Source organism: Acinetobacter defluvii (genome assembly GCF_001704615.3).
Taxonomy (GTDB): Bacteria; Pseudomonadota; Gammaproteobacteria; order Pseudomonadales; family Moraxellaceae; genus Acinetobacter; species Acinetobacter defluvii.
The window spans coordinates 1,649,629-1,661,604 of record NZ_CP029397.2; the positions used below are offsets into that span (position 1 = coordinate 1,649,629).

Genomic DNA, 11,976 nt, shown 5'->3' on the forward strand with positions numbered 1-11,976 from the left:
TCACTTTAACAAGTAAGCTTTAATTGTGAATGACCTGTTTAAATTGATTGTTTACTTTCTAACGTGAATTCGGGATAAGAAACTTGATAAAGAATAGGCATTTGAGTCACAATTTAATCACGACAAAAACTGAATAACCTCAAATGCCTATCGATACACAGCTTACAACACTTTTTTGTTTAATTGATGATTTTTGTGCTGATATTACCAATAATGTTGAACAATATAGGCTTACTTCAGGACAAGCTAAGCGATTGCGTCAAAGTAAAATCAGTGCCTCTGAAGTCCTCACTTTGTTATTGTGGTTTCATTTAACAGGGAGTCGTAATTTCAAAATTTTCAGCTTTAACTTTATATGCGTTGGTACTTGTGAATGGATATAATTCAGGAATTCAGCAGATTTTAAGACCTATTGAATTAAAATCTGCTTAAGCCAATTCACGTTTTCTACATATTTTTAAGATGATCTACCAAATAATATAAATAAAATCAACTATCTACCTAAAAACTATTAGTAATTAAATTTAAAAATCGAATATTTATAAAATAATCCTGTATATCTAAATTATTTTATCTGCTCCCTATTCTTTTATCCCCATAAAAAAACACCCTCTGTCTTCTGACAGAGGGTGTTTGAATTTAAAAGCTGGCGATGACTTACTCTCACATGGGTAACCCCACACTACCATCAGCGCAAAGAGGTTTCACTTCTGAGTTCGGGAAGGGATCAGGTGGTTCACTCTTGCTATTGTCGCCAGCAAACTGTTTATGATTAATCACTTGGTCTTAATTACGATGCTTTGTGCTTCGATGTGCCTAGCTTTGGTCAAATGAGTTATTAACAGAAATTTATTTGAGTTGGATATTTTAACTAGCTTTTTCACTAAATCAAGTATTTTGCATTGAATTTATCGAAACATACAACTGTTTGGGTGTTGTATAGTCAAGCCTCACGAGCAATTAGTATTGGTCAGCTTCATACGTCGCCGTACTTCCACATCCAACCTATCAACGTCCTAGTCTTGAACGGCTCTTTAGGAGGCATAAAGCCTCGGGGAAATCTTATCTTGAGGTAGGCTTCCCGCTTAGATGCTTTCAGCGGTTATCCCTTCCGAACATAGCTACCCGGCGATGCGACTGGCGTCACAACCGGTACACCAGAGGTTCGTCCACTCTGGTCCTCTCGTACTAGGAGCAGATCCTCTCAAATTTCCAGCGCCCACGGTAGATAGGGACCGAACTGTCTCACGACGTTCTAAACCCAGCTCGCGTACCTCTTTAAATGGCGAACAGCCATACCCTTGGGACCTGCTTCAGCCCCAGGATGAGATGAGCCGACATCGAGGTGCCAAACACCGCCGTCGATATGAACTCTTGGGCGGTATCAGCCTGTTATCCCCAGAGTACCTTTTATCCGTTGAGCGATGGCCCTTCCATACAGAACCACCGGATCACTAAGACCTACTTTCGTACCTGCTCGACTTGTGGGTCTCGCAGTTAAGCGCGCTTTTGCCTTTATACTCTACGCGTGATTTCCGACCACGCTGAGCGCACCTTCGTACTCCTCCGTTACTCTTTAGGAGGAGACCGCCCCAGTCAAACTACCCACCAGACATGGTCCTCGTCCCGGATAACGGGACAGAGTTAGAACCTCAATATTACCAGGGTGGTATTTCAAGATTGGCTCCACCGAAACTAGCGTCTCGGTTTCAAAGCCTCCCACCTATCCTACACAAGTAAGATCAAAGTTCAATGTCAAGCTGCAGTAAAGGTTCACGGGGTCTTTCCGTCTAGCCGCGGGTACACCGCATCTTCACGGCGAATTCGATTTCACTGAGTCTCTGCTGGAGACAGCGCCCCCATCATTATGCCATTCGTGCAGGTCGGAACTTACCCGACAAGGAATTTCGCTACCTTAGGACCGTTATAGTTACGGCCGCCGTTTACTGGGGCTTCGATCAAGAGCTTCGCTTACGCTAACCCCATCAATTAACCTTCCAGCACCGGGCAGGCATCACACCCTATACGTCCACTTTCGTGTTTGCAGAGTGCTATGTTTTTAATAAACAGTTGCAGGGGCCTAGTTTCTGTGGCTGCCAGCAGCTCAAGAAGCAAGTTCTATCACCACCGGCAGCGTACCTTCTCCCGAAGTTACGGTACCATTTTGCCTAGTTCCTTCAGCAGAGTTCTCTCAAGCGCTTTGGTCTACTCGACCTGACCACCTGTGTCGGTTTCGGGTACGATTCCTGTGTAACTGAAGCTTAGAGACTTTTCTTGGAAGTATGGTATCAGCCACTTTACTGTACAAGTACAGCTTGCTATCAGTTCTCAGCATAGAGTACCCCGGATTTGCCTAAGATACATGCCTACAACCTTTCACCTGGACAACCAACGCCAGGCTGACTTAACCTTCTCCGTCCTCTCATCGCATTACACAGAAGTATTGGAATATTAACCAATTTCCCATCGACTACGCCTCTCGGCCTCGCCTTAGGGGTCGACTCACCCAGCCCCGATTAACGTTGGACTGGAACCCTTGGTCTTTCAGCGAACGGGTTTTTCACCCGTTTTGTCGTTACTCACGTCAGCATTCGCACTTCTGATACCTCCAGCAGACTTCTCAATCCACCTTCATCGGCTTACAGAACGCTCCCCTACCACGTATACATAGTATACATCCGCAGCTTCGGTACTATATTTTAGCCCCGTTACATCTTCCGCGCAGGCCGACTCGACTAGTGAGCTATTACGCTTTCTTTAAAGGGTGGCTGCTTCTAAGCCAACCTCCTAGCTGTCTATGCCTTCCCACATCGTTTCCCACTTAATATAGATTTTGGGACCTTAGCTGGCGGTCTGGATTGTTTTCCTCTTGACTACGGACGTTAGCACCCGCAGTCTGTCTCCCGGATAGTACTCATTGGTATTCGGAGTTTGCATCGGTTTGGTAAGTCGGGATGACCCCCTAGCCGAAACAGTGCTCTACCCCCAATGGTATTCGTCCGAGGCGCTACCTAAATAGCTTTCGGGGAGAACCAGCTATCACCGAGTTTGATTAGCCTTTCACCCCTATCCACAAGTCATCCCCTGGCTTTTCAACGACAGTGGGTTCGGTCCTCCAGTTAGTGTTACCCAACCTTCAACCTGCTCATGGATAGATCACCCGGTTTCGGGTCTATACCCAGCAACTATGCGCCCTATTAAGACTCGATTTCTCTACGGCTCCCCTATTCGGTTAACCTTGCTACTGAATATAAGTCGCTGACCCATTATACAAAAGGTACGCAGTCACCGAACAAGTCGGCTCCCACTGCTTGTATGCATGCGGTTTCAGGATCTATTTCACTCCCCTCACAGGGGTTCTTTTCGCCTTTCCCTCACGGTACTGGTTCACTATCGGTCAGTCAGGAGTATTTAGCCTTGGAGGATGGTCCCCCCATATTCAGACAAGGTTTCACGTGCCTCGCCCTACTCGTCATCATTATATGTGCCCTTTCGTGTACGGGACTATCACCCTCTACGGTTGCACTTCCCAGAGCATTCCGCTAAAACACATATAACTTAATGGGCTGATCCCCGTTCGCTCGCCGCTACTGAGGGAATCTCAATTGATTTCTTTTCCTAAGGGTACTGAGATGTTTCACTTCCCCTCGTTCGCCTCGCATGACTATGTATTCATCATGCGATACCTACCTTATGGTAAGTGGGTTTCCCCATTCAGAAATCTCCGGATCACAGGATATTTGCCGCCTCCCCGAAGCTTATCGCAGGCTATTACGTCTTTCATCGCCTCTGACTGCCAAGGCATCCACCACATGCACTTAATTACTTGACTATACAACCCCAAACAGTCGTTAATCCCTACAAGTAGGATTAAGACAATTTAATAAATATTCATATTTATCAAACCTACAGTTTGTTGTCTGTGCACTTAAGCACTGTACAGCTTCAATCTAAATTCATATACCAAAACGCTTGATTCAGTTTTATCGCTAGTAACTCAATTTCTTTCAAACATTCAAACATGTCACTTGCGTGTCATATTCTTATGTTTAATTGAAACGAGTATGAACAATTTATTTCAACTCAAATATATTCTGTTAATGATTAACTACTGCCTCGTCAGCACGTAGTAAACTGTGATAAATCACAGAAATTAATCAATTCAATTTTCATCAAATTCATTAATTTCTATAATCTATTTTAGCTCGTACTCTTGAAAGTACTTGGTGGAGACTAGGAGAGTCGAACTCCTGACCTCCTGCGTGCAAAGCAGGCGCTCTACCAACTAAGCTAAGTCCCCAGCTTAAGACCAATATATCTAATTTCCTGCATTCAATACTTAAACTCTCATTCAAATATTTTGTTAGTCAGAATGGTGGGTCTGACAAGACTTGAACTTGTGACCCCACGCTTATCAAGCGTGTGCTCTAACCAACTGAGCTACAGACCCTCAGATACATCAATGAAGAACAACTTGTTGTGGATTCTTACCAATCGTCAATCTTTCGTTAAGGAGGTGATCCAGCCGCAGGTTCCCCTACGGCTACCTTGTTACGACTTCACCCCAGTCGTCGACCACACCGTGGTAAGCGTCCTCCTTGCGGTTAGACTACCTACTTCTGGTGCAATAAACTCCCATGGTGTGACGGGCGGTGTGTACAAGGCCCGGGAACGTATTCACCGCGGCATTCTGATCCGCGATTACTAGCGATTCCGACTTCATGGAGTCGAGTTGCAGACTCCAATCCGGACTACGATCGGCTTTTTGAGATTAGCATCCTATCGCTAGGTAGCAACCCTTTGTACCGACCATTGTAGCACGTGTGTAGCCCTGGTCGTAAGGGCCATGATGACTTGACGTCGTCCCCGCCTTCCTCCAGTTTGTCACTGGCAGTATCCTTAAAGTTCCCATCCGAAATGCTGGCAAGTAAGGAAAAGGGTTGCGCTCGTTGCGGGACTTAACCCAACATCTCACGACACGAGCTGACGACAGCCATGCAGCACCTGTATGTAGATTCCCGAAGGCACCAATCCATCTCTGGAAAGTTTCTACTATGTCAAGACCAGGTAAGGTTCTTCGCGTTGCATCGAATTAAACCACATGCTCCACCGCTTGTGCGGGCCCCCGTCAATTCATTTGAGTTTTAGTCTTGCGACCGTACTCCCCAGGCGGTCTACTTATCGCGTTAGCTGCGCCACTAAAGCCTCAAAGGCCCCAACGGCTAGTAGACATCGTTTACGGCATGGACTACCAGGGTATCTAATCCTGTTTGCTCCCCATGCTTTCGTACCTCAGCGTCAGTATTAGGCCAGATGGCTGCCTTCGCCATCGGTATTCCTCCAGATCTCTACGCATTTCACCGCTACACCTGGAATTCTACCATCCTCTCCCATACTCTAGCTTCCCAGTATCGAATGCAATTCCCAAGTTAAGCTCGGGGATTTCACATCCGACTTAAAAAGCCGCCTACGTACGCTTTACGCCCAGTAAATCCGATTAACGCTCGCACCCTCTGTATTACCGCGGCTGCTGGCACAGAGTTAGCCGGTGCTTATTCTGCGAGTAACGTCCACTCTCTATAGGTATTATCTATAGGAGCCTCCTCCTCGCTTAAAGTGCTTTACAACCATAAGGCCTTCTTCACACACGCGGCATGGCTGGATCAGGGTTCCCCCCATTGTCCAATATTCCCCACTGCTGCCTCCCGTAGGAGTCTGGGCCGTGTCTCAGTCCCAGTGTGGCGGATCATCCTCTCAGACCCGCTACAGATCGTCGCCTTGGTAGGCCTTTACCCCACCAACTAGCTAATCCGACTTAGGCTCATCTATTAGCGAAAGGTCACAAGTGATCCCCTCCTTTCCCCCGTAGGGCGTATGCGGTATTAGCGTCCCTTTCGGAACGTTGTCCCCCACTAATAGGCAGATTCCTAAGTATTACTCACCCGTCCGCCGCTAGGTCAGTTACCGAAGTAACTCACCCCGCTCGACTTGCATGTGTTAAGCCTGCCGCCAGCGTTCAATCTGAGCCATGATCAAACTCTTCAGTTAAAATCATTTGTGCCTTTATTATAGAATAAGACACCAATTCTGGCTCATCAATTTTCTGACAAATTCTCTCAAATAAACTTCGAGTAATTTAAACCAATCAATCAATGATAATATTTCGATCAATCAATCAGTAAAAATCCACACAAGTTGTTCTTCATATACTCTTAATGAATTATTTACCACCTCGTCAGTGATAAATAAAACGCAATAAACTTTTAACAACTTAACCCGTTAAGCTAAGTTCGTTTGCTGTATCGCGTTGGAATGCAGCGTATTCTATAGAGTTTTTAAATGAACGCAAGCCCTATTTTTATTTATTTTCATCATCTGTGCTCTTTTTAATCACTTTTAGTAAAAAACTTCTTTTTTGTTTATTTAGTCATCACCCTTCTAAGCAAAAGTCTAATAACCTTTAAAATTAGAGCCATGTTAGAGTCGATATTAGCTAATAATATGAACCAACTGAGTTAGCGTGTAAAAAGGCAGGGATTAAACCTGTTAATGCTGCACGAATGTCAGCTCTTTCATTAATGAGTTGATGTGAACCTTCTTCTAACATAAGTAAAGTTTGCAATCTAAACTTGTGTCGCACAAATTCAATATTATAACGCCAATCTACGGTTTGATCCTGCGCACCCTGGGCAAGCCATACAGGAATTCGGCAAGCTGGGCGATTTTCCATTTCTTGCATCCATTTCGACATTGCCAAAATCCAATCCATTCCCATCATACGAGGTTGTAATGGGTCTTTCAGTCTTACAAAACGTAAAAATTCAGGATTATGATTATTGCGTTTGAAATGACGTGGGACTTCTCGTTTAATTCGACGAATAATGCCCAAACCCACCGAATTATGCCACCATGCCGATTTTGCTGGTCGAATCAAGGGTGATAGGAGTAATACACGCTCTACAATCGGGTTTTCACGACGCTGAGCATATTCTAATAAATGATGCATCAAAATCGCCGCACCTGTACTTTGTCCAATACCTAACCACGGTTTTGGCAGTTGATTGGCATTTTTTACATATTGATAAACCGCATGTAACACTTGCTGATAATGGTCAAAGTTTTGAATATTTGCAGGTGAACCATTACTTAAACCATGTCCTGGTAAATCGTATGTAATGACGCTAAAACCTTGTTCTAAAATTTCTCGAATAATCGGTTGATAAATACCACTATGCTCAAGATAACCATGTAATAAAAATACTGTACCTTTTATTTTATCCATATTGGGCTGAAAAACTTGTACATGTAATTTAAAGAGCGGCATTTCCACAAAGCCCTGCCAATGGTATCCTTGCAATTGATCTAAACCATATAAACGGCGATATGCATCAATCTCTCGCGATGCTTGATAGGGCTTGTTTAAATTTAATGCTTCTAACAGTTGTGGGGTCTGTTCTCGATTTGGAACAGGTAAATCAAGCTGCTTTAAAATCGTTGGATTTAAAAATGGAATATTTGACATTATGGCACCTCACGACAACCGCTTGAACCAAATAAAACATCTCGAATGGTCGCTAATGTTTCATAGTTGGCACGACGGCTGTGATTGTAGTTTTGTTGGCTAGGTTGCCATTCTGTTAAAGGTGTAGGCATCGCTGCTTCGATTGGAATGGTTTCTATGCCATTTAAAGCAAATAATCGACGTGTCCTTGGCATATGATAACGGTCTGTTATCAACAATACTGTAGGTGCGCCTCCTTTTTTCTGTAAAAGTAGTGAGCTAAAACGAGTATTTTCACAAGTGTTCATACTTCTGTTTTCAAGGAGATTCGCATCTACACCTCGTTGTTTAAGCCATGCCTGCATATAAGGAGACTCAACGCCACTCAATACAATAGGTAATTTTGTTTTCTTTTCAACTTCTATAGTTTTTTCTAATCTTACACGAGTATAAGCATTCACAATAATATCTTTTTGATTTTTATCTAAAGTTAATCCACCGCCCAATACCACAATTGCATAGGGTTGATTGGTGCTTTTATTTTTTACATTAGTTTGACTTTGTATATTGGCAATATCTTCTTGCACTTGCGAACTTGCGAGTTGCTCATTTTGAATATCTTGCATTTCATCTTTGACTACCTCAACTGGATGTGTTTTTAGAAATTTCAGATATTGATCCATCAAGGCTTTATTATTTTCGCTATTTAAATCCAGTAAAGCTTTGACTGTTGCGCTTTCATCAGGTTGCACATCTGAAGCTGTTTGCTCCATCACCAAAGGAATGAGGGGTTTATCTTCATTTTCCTGTTTTTCTTTTTGCTTATCATTAATTTGCTCTTGCAGTGCCTTATATCTAAGTTGCAGTGTTGTTAAACCTTGTGCATCTTGACTGTTAATTTCCTGTTCCATCAATTTTAAATAAGCTTGGCGTGCAATCCAGAGTTTTGAGCCAGGTTCTAAGTTTTCCGAGTCTGACAATGCCGCATTTTGCTGACTCTGAGCAGCCAACTGATTTACTTCGACAGGAACAAACGTGTTAAGCAGCCTCACCATTAAATTTGAATAAAATGGCGTATACCAAAAAACCATTAGAGCAGCCAAAAAGACGAACAGGACTGCTATCCTTCGTACTGTTTTGACCATCCAATGCTGTTTTTTCATGTTTTATTTACCTTAGATGTGGCTCAATCAAACCCAGTTCGTTAAACAATACAGGTTCTGGCTCTAGTAAAACATTAAATTTATTGTAAACGTCTTGTTGTACTGCACGATAAGTCGCTTGCACATCATCTAAAGTGGCATCTGTATAATTCACCAAAACCAACGCTTGTTTTTCAAACATTCCTACCTGATTTAAGCGTTTGCCTTTCCAACCAGTTTGATCAATTAACCAACCTGCTGCAATTTTAACTCGTTCATTTATTTGAGGATAATGCGGAATGTTTGGAAATTCCACTGATAATTTTAATAATTTTGCTTGATCAATGATTGGGTTTTTAAAGAAACTCCCCACATTTGGAAAATCTTTTGGATCTGGCAGTTTACTTTGACGAATGTGAATAACTTGTTTTTGTAAATTTTCCGCAGAAAAATCATCTTGCATAGCTGCTTTTAAGTCGCCATAGTTTATTTTTAGATCAGGATGTTTTAAAAGTTTAAAAATAACAGCCACAATCACATAGCGATTTGGATCATCTTTAAAAATACTATGTCGATATGAAAAATGACATTCTTGGGCATTAATCAATTTAAACTGTTGCTGTTGGCGATCATAAACTTCAACCGACTCAATAAACTCACCCGCCTCAACACCATAAGCACCAATATTTTGTACAGGCGCAGCACCCACTCGACCAGGAATTAACGCTAAATTTTGTAAACCATACAATTTTTGTGTGGTTGTCCATAACACAAAATCATGCCACGCTTGTCCTGCACCCACTTTTAAAGTTCGACTGCTTTCATTTTCAGATAAAAGCTCAATACCTTGAATATCCATATGCATCACCAAAGCATGAATATTCTTTGGTAGTAGTAGATTACTCCCACCTGATAAAATCAAAACATTTAATTGTTCCGAATGGGCATACGCCAAAGCATCTACCACATCTTGTGGTGAATGAATTTGCACATAATCTGAAGCAAGCACATCTAAATTCAAGGTATTAAATGCTTTCAGTGAAACGTTTTTTTGAATGTTCATCGTCAACCTTTTAGTACTGCGCTTGTTTTTTAAAGTGTTCAATCCATGCTTGACTACTTGACTCACATTGATCAAGCACACGTTCAAAGCCCTCTGCCCCACCATAATAAGGGTCAGGTAAAGCTTGTTTTAAATACATTGGATCATGTTCACTCATTAAGGCAATTTCAGCACGAATCTGACGACCTTGATATTCACGTTCAGTTTTATGTTTTAAATTTTGAATATTGTGTAAATTTTCTAAGTCCATCGCTAAAATTAAATCAAACTCAAAAAAATCGACCATTTGTAATTGTCTAGCCCGTAATGCAGATAAATCATATCCCCGAGCTTTGGCATGTTGTTGACTACGTTCATCAGGTGCTTTATTAGGATGATAATTACTCGTTCCTGCGGAATCGACCTGAATATTAAGTTGGTGTGTGTCACAGTATTGACGCAACACAACTTCAGCAGTTGGAGAACGACAGATATTTCCTAAACACACACATAACACCTTGTATGGCGTTTTGGATGACATAACAACCTCAATTGATCATTTCTTTTCGCTTGGCTTATGTTAAGTTATTTACAGCATGAATCCCATAGTCAGACAAAACAATAATGTTTAATTTATGATGATAGATTAAGGATAATACACATGAGCCATTTTCAATTTCAAACAGTTGCCAATATCATCTCTGGTTTAGGCTCAATACAAGAACTTAGCACGATTTTAACAACTCAAAACTGTAAAAAAATACTTTTAGTGACTGATGCAGGCATGATTCAACATCAGCTTCATCGTCCAATTTTAAAGATTATTGAACAACTCAAACTTGATTATGTGATTTACTCCGATGTACAAGCCGACCCTGTAGAACAGATTATTTTAAATGCTGTCGATCTTGCCAAACGTGAACAGGTTGACAGTGTAATCGGTTTTGGTGGTGGTAGCTCAATGGACGTTGCCAAAGTCATTGCAATTTTAGCTGAACCTCAGCAACAACAAAGCATTCAAGACCTTTATGGTGTAAATAATGCCAAAGCGCCACGCTTGCCTTTAGTTTTAATCCCAACCACCGCAGGCACAGGTTCAGAAGTCACCCCAATCTCGATCGTGACGACTGGTGAAACCACCAAAACAGGCATAGTTGCTCCGATTTTATATGCAGATGCTGCCATTTTAGATGCCAATTTCATAGTGGGTTTGCCTGCACACATCACGGCGGCAACGGGTATTGATGCGATGGTGCATGCGATTGAGGCTTATACTTCTAAAATTAAGAAAAATTTCTATGCAGATATGCTCGCCAAACAAGCGCTTAAACTGTTAAATAAAAATTTGCCTCTCGTTTTAAAAGATGGTGCAAATCTAGAAGCACGTCAAAATATGTTATTGGGTTCAATGCTCGCAGGACAAGCTTTTGCCAATGCACCAGTCGGTGCTGTACATGCTTTGGCTTATCCCCTCGGTGGACATTTCCATTTATCGCATGGACATACCAATGCTTTGGTTTTAGTTGAAGTTTTAAAGTTTAATTCACCACATGCCAAACAGCTTTATGCGCAGCTGATGCAATGGCTTGATCCATATAGCAAAGGTAGCACGGATGGTTTGTGTGATTTATTTATTGACCACATGCAACGCCATTTAGATGAAAGCAGCTTAACCCTCAAGCTTAGCCAACTGAATGTACCTGAAAATATGCTTCAACGCTTGGCAAAGGATGCAATGTTGCAAACGCGTTTATTGCAAAACAACCCAAGAGAAATGAGCAAGCAAGATGCTTTAGAAATTTACCAAGCCATTTATTAAGCGCTTATTTTTTATTGATTTTAATTAGACGAAAAACATGAAACCCGAAATCAAAATGCGTTCAGCCTATTCATTTTTATTTCCCATCCAAACTCGATGGGCAGACAATGACATCTATGGGCATGTCAATAATGTCATCTATTACAGCTATTTCGATACCGCAGCCAATGCTCTATTGATTCAAAAAACAGGCTTTAATATCCATCACTCTCCAATCATAGGCTTAGTGGTCAACTCATGTTGTAATTTCTTACAAGAGCTGACGTATCCTGAAATTATTGAAGTGGGTGTGGCAGTTGCAAAAATTGGCAATTCCTCGCTCACTTACGACTTGGCTATTTTCAAACAAGGGCAAAACCAAGCATCTGCACAAGGCAGTTTTGTGCATGTCTTTGTTGAGCGTGAAACTAAAAAAAGCACCACCATTCCCAAAGAAATGCGAGATGCTTTACGAGCTTATTTAGTTGAATAA

The 11,976-nt window shown here is 41.9% G+C and carries 6 protein-coding genes, 2 tRNA genes, 3 rRNA genes and 1 pseudogene; 3 read left to right on the plus strand and 9 right to left on the minus strand.

Features of this window, described 5'->3' with window-relative positions; genetic code table 11:
- Window positions 1-143: 143 nt before the first annotated feature.
- Window positions 144-341: pseudogene (locus DJ533_RS10130) on the plus strand (IS982 family transposase); the annotation flags it as partial.
- A gap of 303 nt (window positions 342-644) precedes the next feature.
- Here DJ533_RS10130 and rrf read toward each other — a convergent pair.
- The 9 genes from rrf to DJ533_RS10175 form a co-directional block, all read right to left on the minus strand.
- Window positions 645-759 (minus strand): 5S ribosomal RNA (rrf, locus tag DJ533_RS10135).
- A gap of 180 nt (window positions 760-939) precedes the next feature.
- Window positions 940-3,832: ribosomal RNA gene (locus tag DJ533_RS10140) — 23S ribosomal RNA — on the minus strand.
- Between the two features lie 392 nt (window positions 3,833-4,224).
- Window positions 4,225-4,300: transfer RNA gene (locus tag DJ533_RS10145), tRNA-Ala, on the minus strand.
- A 73-nt stretch (window positions 4,301-4,373) separates the two neighbouring features.
- A tRNA-Ile gene (locus tag DJ533_RS10150) sits at window positions 4,374-4,450 on the minus strand.
- A gap of 59 nt (window positions 4,451-4,509) precedes the next feature.
- Window positions 4,510-6,048 (minus strand): 16S ribosomal RNA (locus DJ533_RS10155).
- The 16S, 23S and 5S rRNA genes sit together here with 2 tRNA genes alongside, the layout of an rRNA operon.
- Before the next feature lie 445 nt (window positions 6,049-6,493).
- Window positions 6,494-7,522, minus strand: a complete 1,029-nt coding sequence (locus DJ533_RS10160) for an alpha/beta hydrolase (protein WP_065995272.1) — start codon at window positions 7,520-7,522, stop codon at window positions 6,494-6,496.
- On the minus strand, window positions 7,522-8,664 hold the full coding sequence (locus tag DJ533_RS10165) for a YdcF family protein (RefSeq protein WP_065995273.1): 1,143 nt from the start codon (window positions 8,662-8,664) through the stop codon (window positions 7,522-7,524). The genes DJ533_RS10160 and DJ533_RS10165 overlap by 1 nt, the downstream gene beginning before the upstream one ends.
- A gap of 7 nt (window positions 8,665-8,671) precedes the next feature.
- The gene (murB, locus tag DJ533_RS10170; protein WP_065995274.1) at window positions 8,672-9,706 is read right to left on the minus strand and encodes a UDP-N-acetylmuramate dehydrogenase; all 1,035 of its coding nucleotides are present in this window, start codon (window positions 9,704-9,706) and stop codon (window positions 8,672-8,674) included.
- A gap of 10 nt (window positions 9,707-9,716) precedes the next feature.
- Window positions 9,717-10,226 (minus strand): low molecular weight protein-tyrosine-phosphatase, encoded by a 510-nt coding sequence (locus DJ533_RS10175; RefSeq protein WP_065995275.1) that lies wholly within the window; start codon window positions 10,224-10,226, stop codon window positions 9,717-9,719.
- Between the two features lie 120 nt (window positions 10,227-10,346).
- Here DJ533_RS10175 and DJ533_RS10180 point away from each other — a divergent pair, with 120 nt between their 5' ends.
- Both DJ533_RS10180 and DJ533_RS10185 read left to right on the plus strand, forming a co-directional pair.
- On the plus strand, window positions 10,347-11,504 hold the full coding sequence (locus DJ533_RS10180) for an iron-containing alcohol dehydrogenase (RefSeq protein ID WP_065995276.1): 1,158 nt from the start codon (window positions 10,347-10,349) through the stop codon (window positions 11,502-11,504).
- Window positions 11,505-11,541: 37 nt separating this feature from the next.
- Entirely contained in the window at window positions 11,542-11,976 is a 435-nt protein-coding gene (locus tag DJ533_RS10185; RefSeq protein WP_065995277.1) for an acyl-CoA thioesterase, read from the plus strand.